This window comes from Burkholderia sp. AU33423 (assembly GCF_002223135.1).
Classification (GTDB): Bacteria; Pseudomonadota; Gammaproteobacteria; order Burkholderiales; family Burkholderiaceae; genus Burkholderia; species Burkholderia lata_D.
In genome coordinates this window covers 210,751-231,463 of record NZ_NKFH01000005.1, presented here as the reverse complement: position 1 = coordinate 231,463, position 20,713 = coordinate 210,751, and the positions used below count along the sequence as shown (strand labels likewise).

At 68.3% G+C, this 20,713-nt stretch carries 13 protein-coding genes; 7 read left to right on the top strand and 6 right to left on the bottom strand.

What is annotated here, in order from left to right; genetic code table 11:
* The first annotated feature begins 13 nt into the window (after window positions 1-13).
* Window positions 14-4,096 (top strand): translocation/assembly module TamB domain-containing protein, encoded by a 4,083-nt coding sequence (locus CFB50_RS13515; RefSeq protein ID WP_089446211.1) that lies wholly within the window; start codon window positions 14-16, stop codon window positions 4,094-4,096.
* A gap of 57 nt (window positions 4,097-4,153) precedes the next feature.
* Here the strand turns inward: CFB50_RS13515 and metG are convergent, their stop codons facing one another.
* Window positions 4,154-6,310, bottom strand: a complete 2,157-nt coding sequence (metG, locus tag CFB50_RS13510) for a methionine--tRNA ligase (protein WP_069248602.1) — start codon at window positions 6,308-6,310, stop codon at window positions 4,154-4,156.
* Window positions 6,311-6,686: 376 nt separating this feature from the next.
* Entirely contained in the window at window positions 6,687-7,331 is a 645-nt protein-coding gene (locus CFB50_RS13500) for an OmpA family protein (protein WP_043189806.1), read from the bottom strand.
* A gap of 348 nt (window positions 7,332-7,679) precedes the next feature.
* On the opposite strand from CFB50_RS13500, the gene apbC reads away from it, so the two are divergent.
* From apbC to CFB50_RS13475, 5 genes are all read left to right on the top strand, one after another.
* Window positions 7,680-8,771, top strand: a complete 1,092-nt coding sequence (gene apbC / locus CFB50_RS13495; RefSeq protein WP_089446210.1) for an iron-sulfur cluster carrier protein ApbC — start codon at window positions 7,680-7,682, stop codon at window positions 8,769-8,771.
* Between the two features lie 133 nt (window positions 8,772-8,904).
* On the top strand, window positions 8,905-9,441 hold the full coding sequence (gene sodC, locus CFB50_RS13490) for a superoxide dismutase [Cu-Zn] (protein WP_069248600.1): 537 nt from the start codon (window positions 8,905-8,907) through the stop codon (window positions 9,439-9,441).
* A gap of 112 nt (window positions 9,442-9,553) precedes the next feature.
* The gene (dcd, locus tag CFB50_RS13485; protein WP_006398615.1) at window positions 9,554-10,123 is read left to right on the top strand and encodes a dCTP deaminase; all 570 of its coding nucleotides are present in this window, start codon (window positions 9,554-9,556) and stop codon (window positions 10,121-10,123) included.
* Between the two features lie 81 nt (window positions 10,124-10,204).
* Window positions 10,205-12,484 (top strand): arginine/lysine/ornithine decarboxylase, encoded by a 2,280-nt coding sequence (locus CFB50_RS13480; protein WP_069248599.1) that lies wholly within the window; start codon window positions 10,205-10,207, stop codon window positions 12,482-12,484.
* A 26-nt stretch (window positions 12,485-12,510) separates the two neighbouring features.
* Window positions 12,511-13,311, top strand: a complete 801-nt coding sequence (locus tag CFB50_RS13475) for a lysozyme inhibitor LprI family protein (RefSeq protein ID WP_373452958.1) — start codon at window positions 12,511-12,513, stop codon at window positions 13,309-13,311.
* Window positions 13,312-13,399: 88 nt separating this feature from the next.
* Here the strand turns inward: CFB50_RS13475 and CFB50_RS13470 are convergent, their stop codons facing one another.
* The 3 genes from CFB50_RS13470 to CFB50_RS13460 all read right to left on the bottom strand — a co-directional run bounded on the left by CFB50_RS13470 (window position 13,400) and on the right by CFB50_RS13460 (window position 16,536).
* Entirely contained in the window at window positions 13,400-14,083 is a 684-nt protein-coding gene (locus CFB50_RS13470) for an HAD family hydrolase (protein ID WP_089446208.1), read from the bottom strand.
* Window positions 14,084-14,177: 94 nt separating this feature from the next.
* Window positions 14,178-15,587, bottom strand: coding sequence for an argininosuccinate lyase (gene argH / locus CFB50_RS13465; RefSeq protein WP_089446207.1), 1,410 nt, complete (start codon window positions 15,585-15,587; stop codon window positions 14,178-14,180).
* 139 nt (window positions 15,588-15,726) lie between these two features.
* Window positions 15,727-16,536, bottom strand: a complete 810-nt coding sequence (locus CFB50_RS13460) for a helix-turn-helix transcriptional regulator (RefSeq protein ID WP_089446206.1) — start codon at window positions 16,534-16,536, stop codon at window positions 15,727-15,729.
* 215 nt (window positions 16,537-16,751) lie between these two features.
* On the opposite strand from CFB50_RS13460, the gene CFB50_RS13455 reads away from it, so the two are divergent.
* Window positions 16,752-17,504 (top strand): class I SAM-dependent methyltransferase, encoded by a 753-nt coding sequence (locus CFB50_RS13455; protein WP_089446205.1) that lies wholly within the window; start codon window positions 16,752-16,754, stop codon window positions 17,502-17,504.
* A 118-nt stretch (window positions 17,505-17,622) separates the two neighbouring features.
* On the opposite strand, the gene ppc is transcribed toward CFB50_RS13455, so the two are convergent.
* Window positions 17,623-20,649: a phosphoenolpyruvate carboxylase gene (gene ppc / locus CFB50_RS13450; protein WP_089446204.1), complete on the bottom strand. Its 3,027-nt coding sequence runs from the start codon at window positions 20,647-20,649 to the stop codon at window positions 17,623-17,625.
* Window positions 20,650-20,713 lie beyond the last annotated feature (64 nt).

The following is a 20,713-nucleotide window of genomic DNA, read 5'->3' as shown; positions in this document are numbered from 1 at the left end:
GACGACGAACCGCATGACGAAGGACCCGAACGACACGCCGCCGCCTCACGATCCGGACTCGCCCGACGGCGCGCCCGACGCGCCGCCGCGCGCGCCGCGCCGCGGGCCCGTCGCGCGGATCGGGCGGTTCGTCGCGTGGACGCTCGCGACGGTCGTGCTGCTCGTCGTGCTGGCGGTCGGCCTCGTGCTGGCCGCGGCGACGACCGAGCACGGCACGCGGCTCGCGTGGCAGGTGGCCGGTCGCGTACTCGGCGCGCGGCTCGCGGGCACGCTCGACGGCGGCGCGCTCGTGACTGGCGTGCGGTTGCGCGGGTTCGCGTGGACGAGCCCCGACGGCACCGGCACCGAAATCCGCATCGACCGGCTCGACGGCCGCTGGGCCCTGACCCGCGCGCCGTGGCGGCTGTCCATCGCGTATCTTCGCGCCGGCACGATCGACGTGCGGATCGCGCCGGGGCCGTCGACGCCGAGCACGACGCCGCAGGACCTGAGCCTGCCGCTGCAGTTGCGGATCGACGACCTGCGCGTCGATCACCTCGCGATCCACGACGGCGGCTCGACGACGCAGCTCGACCATATCGCGCTGAACGGCCGCAGCGACGGCCGTCACCATGAACTCGTGCTCGACGGCGTCGATACGCCGTACGGCGCGCTGACCGCACGCGCGAAGCTCGACGGCGTCAAGCCGTTCGCGCTGACGGGTGACGCCACGTATGCAGGCAAGCTGTCGGACGAGCCGGTCGACGCGCGCGCGCGCGTGTCGGGCTCGCTCGAAGCGCTCGTCGCCGAAGTCGACGCAAGCGGGATGAAGCTGAACGGGCGCGCGCATGTCGAGGCCGCGCCGTTCGGCGCAGTGCCGCTCACGCGCGCATCGCTCGCGTTCGATCACGTGAACCCGCAGGCGCTCTCGCCCGGCGCACCGGCCGCCGATCTCGCGGTGCGCGCGGAACTCGCGCCGGTGACGGCGCCGGCCGGGGCCGAACCCGCGAAGGGTTTTGCGGTGACGGGCCCGGTGTCGATCGTCAACGCGAAGCCCGGTACGCTCGGCGACCACATGCTGCCGGTGATCGACGCGCACGCGAACGTGCATCTCGATGCGCACGCGCAGCGGATCGACGATCTCGCGCTGAAGCTGATCCGCGACGGCAGTGTGACGGGCAACGGCACGCTGACGGGCGGCAAGGGCCGCTTCGACCTGAAGGTCGCGAACCTCGACCTGAATGCGTTCGTCGCCGAGCTGCGGCCGATGCGCCTCGCCGGCCCGCTCGGCGTGACGCTCGCGGGCGACGTGACGACCGTCGATTTCAACCTGAACGATCCGAAGCTCGCGCTCGGCGCACGCGCGAAGGTCGCGTTGACGCCGCAGCAGACCGTGCTGACCGACGCGCGCGTGACGGCGGGCAAGGGCCGGATCGACCTGACGGGCGTGTTCCGCCACGACGCGCATTCGAGCTACGACGCGAAGGCGACGCTGACGGCATTCGATCCGCTGCTGCTCGCCGCGGCGAGCGCGCCGAAGGCGGGTGGCGGCAAGGCGCCCGCCAAGGCGGCGAAGGCGCCGGCCCAGCGCGGCGAGACGCGCGTGTCGGGCACGCTGACGGCGTCGGGTGCATTCGCGCCGCAGGTGTCGACGAAGGCGACCTTCAAGCTCGGCGACAGCCTGTACGACGGCGTGCCGCTGACCGGCGCCGGCGTCGTGCAGCTCGCCGGCTCGCGCATCTTGCCGAGCAACGCGAACCTGTCGATCGCGGGGAATCATGTCGACCTGCGCGGCAGCTTCGGCGCGCCCGGCGACCGGCTGCGCTTCGTCGTCGACGCGCCGCAGCTCGACCGGCTCGGCTTCGGCGTGGAAGGGCTCGTGCAGGCGCAGGGCGACCTGACCGGCAGCTTCGCGCACCCGAACGTGACGGCGACCTACAAGGCCGAGCACGTCGTCGTCGGCTCGAACCGGATCGGTGCCGCGCAGGGCCGCGCGGACATCCGCGACGGCGCGCACGGTGCGCTCGTGTTCACGGCCGACGCGTCCGACATTGCGCTCGGCTCGCTGAAGCTGAAATCGCTGCGTGCGAACCTCGACGGCACGCGCGCGAAGCACACGCTCGACGCGTCGGCGCTCGGGGCGGCCGGCGGCCGCGTGATCGACATGACGCTCGCGGCGAATGGCGGCGTGGTCGAGAATCGCGACGGGATGCGCTGGGACGGCACCGTCACGCGTCTTGCAAACCGCGGCACGCCGAACATCGCGCTGCAGTCGCCGCTGACCGTGTCGGCCGGCGCCGGCCGCGTGACGCTCGGCGCGACGCGGCTCACGCTCGAAGGCGCGGCGATCGACCTGAAATCGTTCGTGTTCGATCACGGCCAGATGCGCTCGGCGGGCTCGGTGACCGGTGCGTCGGTCGCGCGTTTCCTCGAGGTCCGCCAGGAGCTGACGGGCCAGCGGCCGCCGGTGCGTACCGACGTCGTGCTCGATGCCGACTGGGATTTCTCGCTCGGCGCGAACGCGACGGGCTACGTGCAGGTGAAGCGCCGCGGCGGCGACGTGACGATCGAGAGCGGGCGCGGCATCGCATCGCTGGGGCTGACCGACCTGTCCGCGCGCGCGAGCTTCATGCCCGGCAACCGGCTCAACGTGACGGCGCTCGCGAAGGCGAACCGGGTCGGTACGCTCGACGCGAACGTCATCGTGCCGTTCGCGCTGCGCGACGGCATGTTCGGCGTGGTCAACGACGGCCCGCTGTCGGGCCGCATCGACGCCGACATCCCCGCGCTGAAGACGACCGGCAACCTGTTCGGGCCGAGCTATCTACTCGGCGGCCGCGCGGCGCTGAAGCTGACGGTCGCGGGCACGCCGGTGAAGCCGAGCCTGTCGGGGATGCTGACGGGTGACGATTTGTCCGCGACGCTCATCGACCAGGGCGTGCAGCTGAAGGACGGCGTCGTGCGCGTGAAGCTGTCGGAAAACCTCGTCGAATTCCAGCAGGTCGAGTTCCACGGCGGCGACGGTACGTTGCGCGCACTCGGCCGCGTGCGCCTCGACGGCGAGGCGCCCGACCTGACCGCGAGCATCGTCGCGGACAAGCTCGAACTGTTCGCGGCGCCGGATCGCAAGCTGTCGCTGTCGGGCAAGGCGACGGTCGCAAACGACGGGCCGCGCGGCGCGCTGTCGATCGATGGCAAGTTCGTCGTCGACCGCGCATTGTTCGACCTGCCCGAGGAGTCTGCGCCGCACCTGTCGGACGACGTGGTGATCATGCAGCCGGGCGGCACGGTGCGCGGCGAGACGCCGACCGGTTCCGCGGTCGCGAAGCCGAAGCCGGTCGAGGACAAGCCGGCACCGTCGCTCGCGCCGCGCGCGAACATCGACATCGGCCTCGGCAACAACTTCCGCTTCAAGGGGCACGGCGCGGATCTCGGGTTGCGCGGCACGATCACCGTGATGAGCGCGCCGGGCGTGCCGCTGCGCGCGGTCGGCAACGTGCGCGTGACCGAGGGGTCGACGTACACGTCGTTCGGCCGCAAGCTCGCGGTCGAGAACGGCTTCTTCACATTCAACGGCCCCGTGTCGAACCCGGGCGTCAACATCCTCGCGATGCGGCGCAACCAGGAAGTCGAGGCCGGCGTGCAGGTCACGGGCACGATCCAGTCGCTGACGGTCAAGCTCGTGTCGGAGCCGAACGTCACGGAAAACGAAAAGCTGTCGTGGCTGCTGTTCGGCCACGGCACCGACCAGGGCAACAACGTCGGCCAGCAGGGGGCGATGACGGCGGCGCTCGGGCTGCTCGGCAGCGTGACCGGCAAGCGCGTCGCGCAGACCTTCGGTCTCGACGAGGTTTCGGTCGGCCGCAGCGAAGTCGGCCTGACCGATCCGCAGGTCGTGCTGGTGTCGAAGGCGATCAACGAGCGCTTCGTGCTCGGCTTCGAGCAGGGCCTGCAATCGGCAGCCAACGCGTTCAAGGCGACGATCAACCTGACGCGCTTCTGGTCGGTATCCGCGTACGGCGGCACGTTCCAGGGCGTCGACCTGAACTACACGCGGCGTTTTGATCGCTGGTTCAGCAGTGACGGCGGGCGCGGGCGGCGCGCCGAGCAGCCATGAAAAAAGCCCCGCACATCGTGCGGGGCTTCCTTTCGCGCAAGCGGCAGCGCGTTCGGCTTACTTCACGCGCATGCCGGGCTTCGCGCCGCTGTGCGGCTCGAGGATGTAGAGGCCCGGCTCGGCTTTCTCGTCGGTGGCCGACGCGGCGAGCACCATTCCTTCGGAGAGGCCGAACTTCATCTTGCGCGGCGCGAGGTTCGCGACCATTACGGTCAGCTTGCCGACGAGCTGCTCGGGCTGATACGCGGACTTGATGCCCGAGAACACGTTGCGGGTCTTTTCCTCGCCGACGTCGAGCGTGAGCTGCAGCAGCTTGTCCGAGCCTTCGACGGCCTGGCACGCGACGATCTTCGCGATGCGCAGGTCGATCTTCGCGAAATCGTCGATCGAGATCGGTGCGTCGTCCGCGCCGTTCACGACAGCCTGCTTCGCGTTCGCCTTCGCGTTGTTCTTCGCATCCTTCGCGGCGTTCGCGCTTGCGACAGCCGCGCCGGTGGCTTCGGCCTGCAGCGAGTCGCGGTTCGCGGCGAGCAGCGCTTCGATCTGCTTCGGGTCGACGCGCGTCATCAGGTGCTGGTACGCCTTGATCGGCTGCGCCGACGACAGCGGCTTCGCGGCATCGGCCCATGCGAGCGGCGCGATCCCGAAGAACGATTCGACGGCAACGGCGACGCGCGGCATCACCGGCTTCAGCGCGAGCGACAGCAGGCGGAACGACTCGAGGCTCACGCTGCAGGTTTCGTGCAGCGCGACGGCGTTGGCCGGATCCTTTGCGAGATCCCACGGCTTCGCGCCGTCGACGTACGCGTTCACTTCGTCCGCGAGCTCCATCGTGTGGCGCAGCGCGCGGCCGTACTCGCGTGCTTCGTAGTGCGCGGCGATCTGCGGGATTGCCTCGCGCAGCTTCGCGACGAGCGGGTGGTTCATCGCGCTGTCCTGCACACGGCCGTCGAAGCGCTTGATCAGGAAGCCTGCCGCGCGGCTCGCGATGTTCACGTACTTGCCGACGAGGTCGCTGTTCACGCGTGCCTGGAAGTCGTCGAGGTTCAGGTCGATGTCTTCCATCGTCGCGTTCAGCTTCGCGGCGAAGTAGTAGCGCAGCCATTCGGGGTTCAGGCCCGTGTCGATGTAGCTCTGCGCGGTGATGAACGTGCCGCGCGACTTCGACATCTTCGCGCCGTCGACCGTCAGGAACCCGTGCGCGAACACGTTGGTCGGCGTGCGGTGGCCCGAGAACTCGAGCATCGCGGGCCAGAACAGCGTGTGGAAGTACAGGATGTCCTTGCCGATGAAGTGGTACTGCTCGGTGGTCGAGCCCGGGCGGACCCATGCATCGAAGTCGATGCCGTTGCGGTCGCACAGGTTCTTGAAGCTCGCGTAGTAGCCGACCGGCGCGTCGAGCCACACGTAGAAATACTTGCCGGGCGCGCCCGGGATCTCGAAGCCGAAGTACGGCGCGTCACGCGAGATGTCCCAGTCGGCGAGCTTGGCCTCGCCGGCGTCGCCGAGCCATTCGCGCATCTTGTTGGTCGCTTCGGGCTGCGCGAGACCGCTCACCCATTCGCGCAGGAACGTTTCGCAGCGCGGATCGGACAGGCGGAAGAAGTAGTGCTTCGAGGTCTTGCGCACCGGCGTCGCGCCCGACACGACCGAATACGGGTTCAGCAGTTCGGTCGGCAGGTAGGTCGAGCCGCACACTTCGCAGTTGTCGCCGTACTGGTCCTTCGCGTGGCACTTCGGGCACTCGCCCTTGATGAAGCGATCCGGCAGGAACATTTCCTTGACGGGATCGTACGCCTGCTCGATCTCGCGCTCGGCGATGAAGCCGGCGTCCTGCAGCGCGACGTAGATCTTCTCGCTCAGCACGCGGTTCTCGTCCGAATCGGTCGAGTAGAAGTTGTCGAACGACACGCCGAAGCTGTCGAAGTCGCGCTTGTGTTCGGTCCACACGCGATCGATCAGCTGCTTCGGGGTCAGGCCTTCCTTCTCCGCGCGCAGCATGATCGGCGTGCCGTGCGTGTCGTCGGCACCGATGTAGTAGACCTCATGGCCATGCATTCGCAGCGTCCGCACCCAGATGTCGGTCTGGATGTACTCGACCAGGTGGCCGATGTGGATCTGCCCGTTGGCATAGGGCAGTGCGGACGTAACGAGGATCTGGCGGCCACCTTGCGGCGCCGCAGCCTGCACGGAAGTGAGGTCGGATGCGGACATAGGGTCTGTAGAGGAACAGCGGAAAAACGACGGGAAACTGCGATTCTAGCAGGGGCGCGCGTCAGCGACGCGGGCAGGCGCCCTTGACCGGGCGCCGAAACGGGCGCGGCCGCGCAAGCGGCGTGCCCGACAGTAGTGTGCTGCGATGCAGCACGATTTCTGCGGGCAAAAAAAACCGGGGCGGATACGGCCCCGGAGCAACAACGACAAGAGGAGAATGGTGACGGGCCGGCAATACCAGCCGCGTACCGTAAATACTGACCACGGCCTGCGACAGAAGTTCGAAAATTTTTTCGATTCGTTACCGGCCCCGACGGCAGCCTTGTCCGGCGGGGCTGCGCGGGCGACGAGCCCGCGCCTTCCCCTCGTCGTGCGCTTACTGCGCCTGCGCTGCGCGCAGGTAGATTTCGACGCGGCGGTTCTGTGCGCGGCCGGCTTCGGTCGCGTTGTCCGCGATCGGGTTCGATGCGCCCATGCCTTGCGCCGACAGGCGGCCGCCGTTCACGCCGCGCTGGGCGAGTGCGTTCACGACGCTTTGCGCGCGGTTCTGCGACAGCGTCTGGTTCAGCTGGGCCGAGCCCGTGCTGTCCGTGTAGCCGACGATCGATGCCGTCACTTGCGGGTTCTGGTTCAGCGTCGTCGCCAGGTCGTTCAGCAGCGGCGTGAAGGCCGGCGTGATCGCGTACTGGTTCGTCGCGAACGTCACCGAGCTCGGCACGTTCAGCTTCAGCGAGCCGTCCGGCTGCTCGGTCACTTGCGTACCCGTTTGCGCTGCCGACGGTGCGAGCTTGTTCTTGATCGCCTGCCAGTTGTAACCCGTCACGCCGCCGACCAGTGCGCCGACGCCTGCGCCGATCGCCGCGCCCTTGCCGCCGCCTGCCAGCGCGCCGATGCCTGCGCCCAGCGCCGCACCCGTGCCGGTACCGACGGCCGCGTTGTTGCCTTGCTGCGTGGCGCAGCCTGCCAGCAGTGCGCCGGCCAATGCGAAGACGGACAAGCGAGTCGCGATTTTCATGTTCATCTTGAATTCCTCTCTTGGTTGAACGAGTCGACAACGACGACAACAGTTACGGCTCCCTGCGCGGGCCGCCCGAAAAAGGAGGGCAGGCCTGTGCTCGCGGCAGCCGCCGAGGTGGCTGCATGCCCTGCCCGTCAGCGTGGCTGTTCGGACAGTGCGACGCGTCAGCCTCTACAATATAGGCGGTAAGTGGCCGATTTGGCCCCATAGCATGCCGCAGGCGAAGAGTGCGCCGGGTCGCGCGTTCGCGCAATGGCGTGCAACAGATTCTTTCACTTTTCCCGAATTTCGCGCCGTAATTTGATATTTTTTGACGTTTGCGCGCGAGAAAAACGTTTTCACGGAGTTTCGATGAGCATTGACCGGGCACAAGTCGACGCCGCTTTGGCGGCTGTCGTCGACCCCAATACCGGCCGTCCGTATGCGGCGAACAAGGGCGTGCGCAACGTCGCGATCGACGGCGACGTCGTGGCGCTCGACGTGGTGCTCGGTTATCCCGCGCGCAGCCAGCACGGCGACGTGCGCGCCCGCATCACCGCGGCGCTGCAGGCCGTGGCCGGCGTGCGCGACGCGCGCGTCGCGGTCTCGCAGGAGATCGTCGCGCACACGGTGCAGCGTGGCGTGAAATTGCTGCCGAATGTGAAGAACATCGTCGCGGTTGCGTCGGGCAAGGGCGGTGTCGGCAAGAGCACGACGGCCGTCAACCTCGCGCTCGCGCTCGCGGCCGAAGGCGCGTCGGTCGGTATCCTCGACGCCGACATCTACGGCCCGTCGCTGCCGACGATGCTCGGCATCCACGGCCAGCGTCCCGAGTCGCCCGACAACCAGTCGATGAACCCGCTGGTCGGCCACGGGCTGCAGGCGAACTCGATCGGCTTCCTGATCGAGGAAGACAACCCGATGGTGTGGCGCGGCCCGATGGCGACTTCCGCGCTCGAGCAGCTGCTGCGCCAGACCAACTGGCGCGAGCTCGACTACTTGATCGTCGACATGCCGCCCGGCACGGGCGACATCCAGCTCACGCTCGCGCAGCGCGTGCCCGTCACGGGCGCGGTGATCGTCACGACCCCGCAGGACATCGCGCTGCTCGACGCGAAGAAGGGCCTGAAGATGTTCGAGAAGGTCGGGATTCCGATCCTCGGCATCGTCGAGAACATGAGCATCCACATCTGCTCGAACTGCGGGCACGAGGAGCACATCTTCGGCGCCGGCGGGGCCGAGCGGATGGCGAAGGAGTACGGCGTGAACGTGCTCGGCAGCCTGCCGCTCGACATCGCGATCCGCGAGCGCGCCGACAGCGGCACGCCGACGGTCGTGGCCGATTCCGAAGGCGCGCTGGCGCGTCGCTATCGTGAAATCGCGCGCGGCGTCGCGCTGGCGATTGCCGAGCGATCGCGCGACATGACGTCGAAGTTCCCGTCGATCGTTGTTCAAAATACGTAAAACCCTTGCGGGGCGGGGGCTCACGCTGTTTACGGCGCCGCGAGGCGCGGTATCATGGCGACTTTTCCCGGGTCCCTTTACCCGCCCGGCGCGGCCGTCGTGTCAAACGGCCGCCAGCCGGCATGAGGATCGAATGAAACAACGACATCACGGCGTGTACGCCGGCCGCGTGCGGTGCGCGCTGCTGGCCGCCGCCGCGCTGGGCCTGCTGGCCGGCTGCACCTCCTTTTCCTCGTCGCACGAAAAACGGGCCGACGCACAGCTGCAGCCGACGGTCGGCTCGCAGGCGCGCGGCGCGGTGACGTTCGTCGAGCGTCCGGACGGCGTGCAGGTGACCTATAACCTGGCCGGGCTGCCGCCGAACAGCGATCACGCTTTACAGGTACACGATCGCGGCGACTGCAACGCGGGCGACGGCTCGAGCGCCGGCCAGGTGTTCGCCCCGGCGGCCGACCGGCTGCGCGCGGGCGCCCGCGTCGCCGGCGATCTCGGCAACATCCACGCGGACGCGAACGGCGTCGCGGCCGGCTTCATCGTCGCCCCCGATCTGGCCCTCGATGGCGTGCGCTCGGCGATGAACCGCGCGGCGCTGGTGCACCGCGACCCGAGCGATCCCGCGTTTCCGCAGCACGGCGCGGGGCCCGCGCTCGCCTGCGGCGTGATCCGTTGACGGCCGCCGCGTGCGCGGGCCGATGATCGCGTAAAATGTGCGCCTTTCCCGGCCGCTGCCTCGCGCGAGCGGCCCTCCCTGACTGTCACGCAGCGTTTCCTGGCGCCCCGATATGAGTATCAAGTCCGACAAATGGATTCGGCGCATGGCCGAAGAGCACAAGATGATCGAGCCGTTCGTGCCCGATCAGGTTCGCGCGTCCGAGGACGGCCGCCGGATCGTCAGCTACGGCACGTCGAGCTACGGCTACGACATCCGCTGCGCGGACGAATTCAAGATCTTCACGAACATCAACTCGACGATCGTCGATCCGAAGAACTTCGACGAGGGTTCGTTTGTCGATTTCAAGGGCGACGTGTGCATCATCCCGCCGAACTCGTTCGCGCTGGCCCGCACCGTCGAATATTTCCGCATTCCGCGCACCGTGCTCACCGTCTGCCTCGGCAAGTCGACCTATGCGCGCTGCGGGATCATCGTCAACGTGACGCCGTTCGAACCCGAGTGGGAAGGCTACGTCACGCTGGAATTCTCGAACACCACGCCGCTGCCCGCGAAGATCTACGCGAACGAAGGCGTCGCCCAGGTGCTCTTCTTCGAGAGCGACGAAGTGTGCGACGTGTCGTACGCGGATCGCGGTGGCAAGTATCAGGGGCAGCGTGGTGTCACGCTGCCGAAAACCTGATCTGGTTGCATAACGTCTCACCAGTTTCCGGGTGACCGCTGCGCGTGACGCGCCGCGGTCGTTCTTTTTGGAGAATCGCCCATGAAGTTTCGTTTCCCCGTCGTCATCATCGACGAAGATTTCCGCTCCGAGAACATCTCGGGCTCCGGCATCCGGGCGTTGGCCGAAGCGATCGAGAAGGAGGGCGTCGAAGTCCTCGGTCTCACGAGCTACGGCGATCTGACGTCGTTCGCGCAGCAATCGAGCCGCGCGTCGTGCTTCATCCTGTCGATCGACGACGACGAACTCATGCTCGGCGAAACCGGTTCGGACGGCGAGCTGCCCGAGCTCGCGACCGCGATCATCGAGCTGCGCGCGTTCGTCACCGAAGTGCGCCGCCGCAACGCGGACATCCCGATCTTCCTGTACGGCGAGACGCGCACGTCGCGCCACCTGCCGAACGACATCCTGCGCGAGCTGCACGGCTTCATCCACATGTTCGAGGACACGCCGGAGTTCGTCGCGCGCCACATCATCCGCGAGGCGAAGGTCTATCTCGACTCGCTCGCGCCGCCGTTCTTCAAGGAACTCGTCAAGTACGCGGACGAAGGCTCGTACTCGTGGCACTGCCCGGGCCACTCGGGCGGCGTCGCGTTCCTGAAGAACCCGCTCGGCCAGATGTTCCACCAGTTCTTCGGCGAGAACATGCTGCGCGCGGACGTCTGCAACGCAGTGGACGAACTCGGCCAGCTGCTCGACCACACGGGCCCGGTCGCGGCGTCCGAGCGCAACGCGGCGCGCATCTTCAGCGCGGACCACCTGTTCTTCGTGACCAACGGCACGTCGACGTCGAACAAGATCGTCTGGCACGCGACGGTCGCCCCGGGCGACATCGTGCTGGTCGACCGCAACTGCCACAAGTCGATCCTGCACGCGATCACGATGACGGGCGCGATTCCGGTGTTCCTCACGCCGACGCGCAACCATTTCGGCATCATCGGGCCGATCCCGCGCGACGAATTCAAGCCGGAGAACATCCGCAAGAAGATCGAGGCGAACCCGTTCGCGCGCGAAGCGATGCGCGAGAACCCGGACATGAAGCCGCGCATCCTGACGATCACGCAGAGCACGTACGACGGCGTCGTCTACAACGTCGAGATGATCAAGGACCTGCTCGGCGACCTGCTCGACACGCTGCACTTCGACGAAGCGTGGCTGCCGCACGCGACGTTCCACGATTTCTACCGCGACATGCACGCGATCGGCGACGGCCGTCCGCGCACCGGCGCGCTCGTGTTCGCGACGCACTCGACGCACAAGCTGCTCGCGGGCATCTCGCAGGCATCGCAGATCGTCGTGCAGGATTCGGAGAACCGCACGTTCGACAAGCACCGCTTCAACGAGGCGTACCTGATGCACACGTCGACGAGCCCGCAGTACGCGATCATCGCATCGTGCGACGTCGCGGCCGCGATGATGGAGCCGCCGGGCGGCACCGCGCTCGTCGAGGAATCGATCGCCGAGGCGATCGACTTCCGCCGCGCGATGCGCAAGGTCGACGCCGAATACGGCGACGATTGGTTCTTCAGCGTGTGGGGCCCGGACAACCTGTCCGAGGAAGGCATCGGTTCGCGCGAGGACTGGATGCTGAAGCCGAACGACCACTGGCACGGCTTCGGCCCGCTGGCGGAAGGCTTCAACATGCTCGACCCGATCAAGGCGACGATCATCACGCCGGGGCTCGACGTCGACGGCGAGTTCGGCGAGACCGGCATTCCGGCCGCGATCGTCACGAAGTATCTGGCCGAGCACGGGATCATCGTCGAGAAGACCGGCCTGTACTCGTTCTTCATCATGTTCACGATCGGCATCACGAAGGGCCGCTGGAACTCGATGGTGACCGAGCTGCAGCAGTTCAAGGACGACTACGACAACAACCAGCCGCTGTGGCGCGTGCTGCCGGAATTCGTCGCGCAGCATCCGCGCTACGAGCGCGTCGGCCTGCGCGACCTGTGCACGCAGATCCACGACGTGTACCGCGCGAACGACATCGCCCGCCTGACGACCGAGATGTATCTGTCGGACATGGAACCGGCGATGAAGCCGTCGGACGCGTTCGCGAAGCTCGCGCACCGCAAGATCGACCGCGTGCCGCTCGACGAGCTCGAAGGCCGCGTGACCAGCATCCTGCTCACGCCGTACCCGCCGGGCATTCCGCTGCTGATCCCGGGCGAGCGCTTCAACAAGACGATCGTGAACTACCTGCGGTTCGCGCGCGACTTCAACGAACGCTTCCCGGGCTTCCACACCGACATCCACGGCCTCGTCGCGGAAGAGGTGAACGGCCGCGTCGAGTACTTCGTCGACTGCGTGCGCGACTGATGGCGACGCATGGACGAATCCAGGCGATGCGTGCGGCGCTGGCCGCGCTCGTCGTCTGGGCGGCAGGGTCGGCAGGGCTGGCGGGAGTCGGGGTCGCGCACGCGGAAGTCGCGGCGGCCGACCCGATCGACGTCGCGATGCGGCAGTGTCTCGCGCGGCGCGACCGGTCTTCGCCGGCCGGCCAGATCCAGTGCATGGGCGAGGCGCAGCAGCAGTGGCAGGCCGTGATGGACGGCGCGTACCAGCGCCTGTTGAAGGATGCGCCGGCCGACGCGAGGCGCGGCTGGCAGGACAGCCAGCGCCATTGGCTCACGTGGCGCAAGGACGAAGTGAATCTGCTGAAGGCCGTGTACGACACCACGCGCGGGACGTCGTACGCGATGTCGAGTGCCGACCTGCAACTGCAGCCGGTGCGCGATCGCGCGCTGGCGCTGCGCGGTGCGGCCGATCGCTATGCGCCGCCGCCCGCCGCCGTGCCGGTCGCGGCCACGAGCGGCGCGCAGGGCGGCACGAGTGATGCGCCGAGCGCGGTCAAACCGAACGCCAGGCCGGCGAACGCGCCGCGCGACCCCGCCGTGCGCCGCGTGCGGCCGTGCGAACAGGACGCCGCGTGCGAGCATGCGCTGTTCGACCTGAACCGCTATTACCAGAAGCTGCGCCGCAAGATGCCCGCGCATTCGGCCGCGACGCTCGTCCGCGCGCAGCGCGCGTGGGTCGGGTTCCGCGATGCGACGGCGCCGCTCGTCGGCGAGGACGGCCGCGTCGACCTGATCGGCGCGCGCATCGCGACGATGAAGCGGCTGTCGGAGACGGCCGGCAACAAGTAAGCGCAATTGCGATGCCGTTTGTTCGGCGATACGGCAAAACGGGCACCTTGGGGTGCCCGTTTTGCATGTGGCGGGCTGCCTGTGCCGCCTATGCGGACGCCGACGTGCCCTGCAGGCCGAACCACGACGGCACGAGCGCGACCGCATCGTCGAGCGACGCGAGCACGTGCAGGCTCAGCGCGACGATTTCGGGCGTCGGCGCCTTCAGGTCGGGCACGGTGACGACCGATGCGCCCGCACCGGCGGCTGATTGCGCACCGAAGTCGCTGTCCTCGAACGCGACGCAGGCGTGGGCCGGCACGCCGAGCCGCTCGGCCGCGAGCCGGTAGACGGCCGGGTCGGGCTTGCCCCGCGCGACTTCGTCGCCGCCCGCGATCGCACGGAAGAACGGCAGCACGCCGACCGCGTCGAGCCGTGCGCGGATGACCTCGCACGCGGACGACGACGCGACCGCGCACGGAATGCCGGCCTGCGCGAGTGCGTCGAGCAGCGCGAACGCGCCGGGCTTCAGCGGAAACTTCGGGTGCGGCTCGGGCGCCGCGAGCTGCTCGCGCACGCGGATGCGCACCGCGTCGAACGTATCGGGGTTGCCGATCAGCCGCGCCAGGATGACCTGGCCCTCGGCGAACGAACGGCCGACGATCTGCAGGTAGTCGGTGGTGGTCAGCGTGACGCCGTGCGCATTCGACACGTCGATCCACGTGTTCATGATGGTCCGCTCGGAATCGACGAGCAGGCCGTCCATGTCGAAGAGCGCGGCGGAAAAGGTCATCGGCGGCATTCGGGAAGCAGGGAAGGCGATGGGCGGCGCGACGGCCGCCCGAATGAAAAACGGACGCCGAAGGCGTCCGTCCGGAGCAGCAGGCTTACTGGTCGAGCGCGGCGCGCGCAGCCTTGACCGCCGCACGTACCTGGTCGGGCGCCGTGCCGCCCGGATGGTTGCGGCTGGCGACCGAACCTTCGAGCGTCAGGTAGCCGAACACGTCTTCGCCGATCAGGTGCGCGACGTTCGGCAGTTCCTGCTTCATCTCGTCGAGCGTCAGGTCGGCCAGGTCGATGCCGCGGTCGTCGCAGATCTTCACGGCGTGCGCGACGGCTTCGTGCGCATCGCGGAACGGCAGGCCGCGCTTCACGAGGTAGTCGGCGAGGTCGGTGGCGGTCGAGAAGCCCTGCAGCGCGGCCGCGCGCATCGCGTCCGGCTTCACGGTGATGCCGGCAACCATCTCGGCGAAGATCCGCAGCGTGTCGGCGACGGTGTCGACCGTGTCGAACAGCGGTTCCTTGTCTTCCTGGTTGTCCTTGTTGTACGCGAGCGGCTGGCCCTTCATCAGCGTCAGCAGCGCCATCAGGTGGCCGTTCACGCGGCCCGTCTTGCCGCGCGCGAGTTCCGGCACGTCCGGGTTCTTCTTCTGCGGCATGATCGAGCTGCCGGTGCAGAAGCGGTCGGCGATGTCGATGAAGCCGACGCGCGGGCTCATCCACAGCACGAGTTCCTCGGAGAAGCGCGACACGTGCGTCATCACGAGCGCGGAGGCAGCCGTGAATTCGATCGCGAAGTCGCGATCCGACACCGCGTCGAGCGAGTTCGCGCAGATACCGTCGAAGCCGAGCGTCTTCGCCACGGCGTGACGATCGATCGGGTAGCTCGTGCCGGCGAGTGCGGCTGCGCCGAGCGGCAGGCGGTTCACGCGGGTGCGGCAGTCGCGCATGCGTTCTGCATCGCGCGAGAACATCTCGACGTACGCGAGCAGGTGGTGGCCGAACGTGACGGGCTGGGCAACCTGCAGGTGCGTGAAGCCCGGCATGATCGTGTCGGCGTTCTGTTCCGCGAGGTCGAGCAGCGCGCCGCGCAGGTCGTTCAGCAGGCCGCCGATGCGGTCGATCTCGCCGCGCAGCCACAGGCGGATGTCGGTCGCGACCTGGTCGTTGCGCGAGCGGCCCGTGTGCAGGCGCTTGCCGGCGTCGCCGATCAGCGCGGTCAGGCGCGCCTCGATGTTCAGGTGGACGTCTTCCAGGTCGAGCTGCCATTCGAATTCGCCGCGCTCGATTTCACCCTTGATCTGCGTCATCCCGCGTTCGATCGCGGCCAGGTCGTCGGCGCTGATGATCTTCTGCGCGGCGAGCATGTTCGCGTGCGCGAGCGAGCCGGCGATGTCGACGAGCGCGAGGCGCTTGTCGAAAAATACCGACGACGTGTAGCGCTTGACCAGCTCGGACATCGGTTCCGAGAAGCGGGCCGACCAGGCCTCGCCCTTTTTGTGCAGTTGGGACGTCATGGCGATTCTTCGAAGGGGATGTTTGGGCGGCGTGCGCCGCCGAGGGAATCCCGCGATTCTAACATTCGCGGGACTGCCCGCCGCGGCGCGCAGCCGTTCGCGGCGGCCTGCCGACCGTGGCTGGCGCAGGCCGGCCCGTTCAGTCGCGCACCAGCACGACCAGCTTCAGGTCCTCGCGGTGCGCGGGCTTCAGCGTGATCTGCTGGTACACGAGGCGGCCGTCGGCCGGATGGTCGAATTCGCGCAGGCCGCCTTCGCGTTCGAACACGTCCTGCGATGCCCAGTACTGCGCGAAAGCGTCGCTGCCGGCGGTCAGCGCGTCGATCAGCGCGCGCGTGGGCGCGTCGGTCAGGTGACGGATCGAATCGGCGCGGAATTCGGCCGCGAGCCGCCGCGCGCGGGTTTCCCAGTCGACGATCAGCGTGCGTGCGGCCGGCGACATGAACGTGAAGCGCAGCAGGTTGCGGTCGTGCTCGCCGTCGAGCCAGCCGGAAAAGAGCGCGGCGGCCGGCGCGTTCCATGCGAGGGCGTTCCATTGCCGGTCGAGCACGTACGCGGGCGTCGCGATTGCCGTGACGGTCGCGGCGAGCGTCGGCGGCAGGTCGCCGCCCGCGACGTCGGGCTCGGCCGGGTCGCGCTGCGCGGCCAGTTCGAACAGGTATGCGCGCTCGGCCTTCGACAGCTGCAGCGCGACGGCGATCCGCGCGAGCGCGTCGGCCGACGCCGACACCGGGCGGCCCTGTTCGATCCACGTGTACCAGGTCGGGCTGACGCCGCACAGTTGCGCGACTTCCTCGCGCCGCAGCCCCGGCGTGCGGCGGCGCGGGCCGGGCGGCAGGCCAACGGCCTGCGGCGACAGCCGCTCGCGGTGGGCGCGGATGAATTCGCCGAGTGCGCGGGCGGGCGTGGCGTCGAGCGGCGGGACGGAGACGGAGGACGGGTGGTTCATGCGGAAACGGCGAAATGGAAACGGAGGCGCGGCAACGGGCAGACAGGTGTATCGAATACCAGAATAACTGCTTAACTTGTACTGGTACAAGCGCCGGCCTATTGTAGCGGCTCGCGCGCTGGCAAGGCAGCGAGCGTCCCACAAAACGCGTTGCATGGGGCCGGAGCAGGTGCTGAGGCGTCTGGCGCACCGGCAACAGTACAAAGGAGCGAACGATGAAACACCACGACCAGGTCGCCGACGCATTCGGCACGACGGCTGCCGCCTATCTGACGAGCACGGTCCACGCGACGGGCGCCGATCTGCAGACGCTCGCCGACGCGGTGCGCGCGACGCCCGATGCCGCGGTGCTCGATCTCGGCTGTGGCGCCGGCCACGCGAGCTTCGCCGTCGCGCCGCACGTGCGCGACGTGGTCGCCTACGATCTCGCCGCGCAGATGCTCGCGACCGTCGACGCCGCCGCGCGCGAACGCGGGCTCGCGAACATCCGCACGCAGCAGGGCCCGGCCGAGCAACTGCCGTTCGACACGGCGACGTTCGACTGGGTCGTGAGCCGGATGAGCGCGCACCACTGGCACGACATGCGCGCGGCGCTCGCCGAGGTGCACCGCGTGCTGAAACCGGGCGGCCGCGTGCTGATGATCGATATCGCCGGCAACGACCATCCGCTTCTCGATACGTACCTGCAGGCCGCGGAAGTGCTGCGCGACGCGTCGCACGTGCGCGACTACCGCGCGGACGAATGGCTCGCGATGTTCCGCGAAGCCGGCTTCGACGCGCACGTGCACAGCCGCTGGCGGTTGCCGATCGATTTCGATACGTGGGTCGCGCGCATTCGCACGCCGGCCGACAGCGTCGCCGGCATTCGCGCGCTGTGGGCGCATGCGCCGGACGAGGTGCGCGGCTACTACGCGGTGCAGCCCGACGGTTCGTTCGAACACGACGCGTTGCTGATCGACGCGCACTGAGCGCGAGGTGTGTCGCTGCGCTTGTGCCCGCGCATGAAAAAAGCCGCGATACGCCCCATCGCGTATCGCGGCTTTCAAGACGTCAGTCGGCGCGGAATCGCACCGCGCCGCAGGCGGATCAGCCCGTATTGCGCAGGCCGGCCGCGATCCCGTTGATCGTCAGGTGAATCCCGCGGCGCAGCCGCGCGTTCGTGTCGCCCGCACGGTGGCGCTTGATCAGCTCGACCTGCAGGTGGTTCAGCGGATCGAGATACGGGAAGCGGTTCTTGATCGAGCGCGCGAGCAGCGGGTTGGTCGCGAGGCGGCCTTCGTGACCGGTGATTTCCGCCAGCGCCTGCGACGTGCGCTCCCATTCCGCGACGATCCGCTCGAACACGTGCTTGCGCAGCTTGCGGTCGGAAACGAGCTGCGCGTAGCGCGACGCCACCGCGAGGTCGGTCTTCGCGAGCACCATGTCCATGTTCGACAGCAGGTTCGAGAAGAACGGCCAGGTCTTGTTCATCTTCTTCAGCAGCGCGACGCGCTTCGTGCGCTCGGCGTCGTCCTGCGCGCCGTCGAGGTACGCACTCACCGCGCTGCCGAAGCCGTACCAGCCCGTCAGCAGCAGTCGGCACTGGCCCCACGAGAAGCCCCACGGAATCGCACGCAGGTCCTCGATCTTGCGCTGCTTCGGATCCTGCAGCTTGCGCGAAGCCGGGCGGCTGCCGATGTTCAGCTCGGCGATCTCGGTGATCGGCGTCGACGAGAAGAAGTAGTCGGTGAAGCCCGGGGTTTCATAGACGAGCGCGCGGTACGCGGCCATCGCCGAATCGGACAGCGTCTGCATCGCGGCCTCGAACGCCGGCAACTGTGCGGGCGCGTTGTTCTGCGGCAGGAGCGTGGCTTCGAGCGTCGCGGCGACGACCGTCTCGAGGTTCCGGCGGCCGATCTCCGGGTTCGCGAACTTGCTCGCGATCACCTCGCCCTGTTCGGTCAGGCGGATCTGGCCGTTCACGGTACCCGGCGGCTGCGACAGGATTGCCTGGTAGGTCGGGCCGCCGCCGCGGCCGACCGTGCCGCCGCGGCCGTGGAACAGGCGCAGCGTGATCTTGCGGTCACGGAACAGGTCGACGAGCGCGAGCTCCGCACGATACAGCTCCCAGTTCGACGTCAGGAAGCCGCCGTCCTTGTTGCTGTCCGAGTAGCCGAGCATCACTTCCTGCTCGGCGCCCTGGTGCGCGATCAGCGCGTCGATGCCCGGCAGTGCGAAGTACTCGCGCATGATGCGCGCGGCGTCGCGCAGGTCGGGAATCGTCTCGAACAGCGGGATCACCATCAGGCTGTTCTTCGCATCGCCGTCCGGGACGCCGAGCGCGCCTTCGAGCAGGCCCGTCTCTTTCTGAAGCAGCAGCACCTCGACGAGGTCGCTGACGGTTTCCGTATGCGAAATGATGTAGTTGCGTACCGCACGTGCGCCGAATTGCGCGCGGACTTCGCGCGCCTTCTCGAACACGCCGAGCTCGCTCTGCGCGAGCGCCGAGTATTCGAAGTACGGCGAGCGCAGCGGACGCGGGTCGGCCAGGGCGGCGAGCAGCACGCGCAGCTTGTCTTCCTCGGCGAGCGCCGCGTAGTCGGCCTCGACGCCCGCGCGGGCGAACAGTTCGGCGACCACGGCTTCGTGGATGTCGGAGCTCTGGCGCAGGTCGATGCTCGCGAGATGGAAGCCGAACACTTCGGCCGCGCGCACGAGCGGCGCGAGGCGCGGCGCGGCGAGCGACGTGCCATGGTGTTCGTCGAGCGACGCGGTCAGCACCTTCAGGTCGGCGACGAACGCTTCGGAATCCGCGTACGGGACCGCACGCACGGGCGGCGCGCCGCGGCCTGCGCTGCGCACCGGCACCGTGCCTTCGCCGAGCCGCACGCGCGCGCTTGCGGCGAGGCGCGTGTAGATGCCAATCAGTGCGCGGCGATACGGTTCGTCGACGCGGTGCGGCGACTGGTCGGGCGAAGCTGCCGCGAGCGCCTTCACGGCGTCGTTCGCACCGACGAGCAGGTTCGACACCGACAGCTCGGCGCCGAGCTTGTGCACCTGTTCCAGATAGTGCTCGAGGATCACCGCGGCCTGGCGGTTGATCGCTTCCTCGAGCGTCGGCGCGGTCACGTTCGGGTTGCCGTCGCGGTCGCCGCCGATCCAGCTGCCCATCTGGAAGAACGCGGGTACGCGCGCGGACAGGCCGTGCTCGGCGAGTGCGGCCTCGATGTCGCCGTACAGCGCGGGCAGTTCGTCGAGGAACGTCGCGCGGTAGTACGACAGCGCGTTCTCGATCTCGTCGCCGACCGTCAGGCGCGAGTCGCGCAGCATGCGGGTCTGCCACAGCGCGGTGACGCGCGCGCGCAGCATCGATTCGTTGTGCTGGCGCTCACGGCTCGTCAGTTCCTGATCGCGTTCGGCGAGCAGGCGCGCGATGTCGTGCTGGGCGTCGAGGATGCTCTTGCGCTGCACTTCGGTCGGGTGCGCGGTCAGCACCGGCACGATCAGCGCATCGTCGAAGAAGCGTTGCAGCAGGCGCTTCGACGCGTTGCCGGTCGTCTTCAGTTGTTCGAGTGCGTACGCGACCGTGCCGGGCTGCGACGCGGAGCCGGCCAGCGCGTGGATGCGGCGGCGGCGGTTGTGGTGGCGGTCTTCCGCGATGTTCGCGAGATGCGAGAAATAGCTGAACGCACGCACGACGCTCACCGTCTGTTCCGGCGTCAGCTTGCGCAGCTTCTTCTCGAGCGTCTGCGCGGCTTCGCTGTCGTCCTCACGGCGGAACTTGACGGCCGTCTGGCGAATCGTCTCGACGACGTCGAACACGGTGTCGCCTTCCTGCTCGCGCACGACGTCGCCGAGCAGGCGGCCGAGGAAGCGGATGTCTTCGAACAGCGGGCCGTCCTTGTCCTCGCGCGTGCGCGTGCCGGACTTCGGCGCACCGGCCGCGCGGGCCGCGGTGCGGGCAGCCGGGCCGGCGGCTTTCGTCGCGCGTTTTGTCTGACGTATCGGGTCTTTCGGTTTCGTTGCCGTTTTCGCACGGCCGTTCGCGGCGGTGGCGACGGTGTCCGTCGAGGCGTCGGAGGAGGACAGGGCAGCATTGCGGCGCGCCGTGCGCGCCGATCCGGAAGACTTCACGATGGGTTTCCTTGGGAAAGCTCGAGTCAAAAGGAACTGCGGAAACTGCGAAACTGCGGTCAAG

What these genes read in the sequence shown, in the direction of transcription:
- CFB50_RS13515 (WP_089446211.1), top strand. Translation starts at nt 14, where the DNA reads ATGACGAAGGACCCGAACGACACGCCGCCGCCTCACGATCCGGACTCG.
- metG (WP_069248602.1), bottom strand. Translation starts at nt 6,310, where the DNA reads ATGTCCGCATCCGACCTCACTTCCGTGCAGGCTGCGGCGCCGCAAGGT.
- CFB50_RS13500 (WP_043189806.1), bottom strand. Translation starts at nt 7,331, where the DNA reads ATGAACATGAAAATCGCGACTCGCTTGTCCGTCTTCGCATTGGCCGGC.
- apbC (WP_089446210.1), top strand. Translation starts at nt 7,680, where the DNA reads ATGAGCATTGACCGGGCACAAGTCGACGCCGCTTTGGCGGCTGTCGTC.
- sodC (WP_069248600.1), top strand. Translation starts at nt 8,905, where the DNA reads ATGAAACAACGACATCACGGCGTGTACGCCGGCCGCGTGCGGTGCGCG.
- dcd (WP_006398615.1), top strand. Translation starts at nt 9,554, where the DNA reads ATGAGTATCAAGTCCGACAAATGGATTCGGCGCATGGCCGAAGAGCAC.
- CFB50_RS13480 (WP_069248599.1), top strand. Translation starts at nt 10,205, where the DNA reads ATGAAGTTTCGTTTCCCCGTCGTCATCATCGACGAAGATTTCCGCTCC.
- CFB50_RS13475 (WP_373452958.1), top strand. Translation starts at nt 12,511, where the DNA reads ATGCGTGCGGCGCTGGCCGCGCTCGTCGTCTGGGCGGCAGGGTCGGCA.
- CFB50_RS13470 (WP_089446208.1), bottom strand. Translation starts at nt 14,083, where the DNA reads ATGACCTTTTCCGCCGCGCTCTTCGACATGGACGGCCTGCTCGTCGAT.
- argH (WP_089446207.1), bottom strand. Translation starts at nt 15,587, where the DNA reads ATGACGTCCCAACTGCACAAAAAGGGCGAGGCCTGGTCGGCCCGCTTC.
- CFB50_RS13460 (WP_089446206.1), bottom strand. Translation starts at nt 16,536, where the DNA reads ATGAACCACCCGTCCTCCGTCTCCGTCCCGCCGCTCGACGCCACGCCC.
- CFB50_RS13455 (WP_089446205.1), top strand. Translation starts at nt 16,752, where the DNA reads ATGAAACACCACGACCAGGTCGCCGACGCATTCGGCACGACGGCTGCC.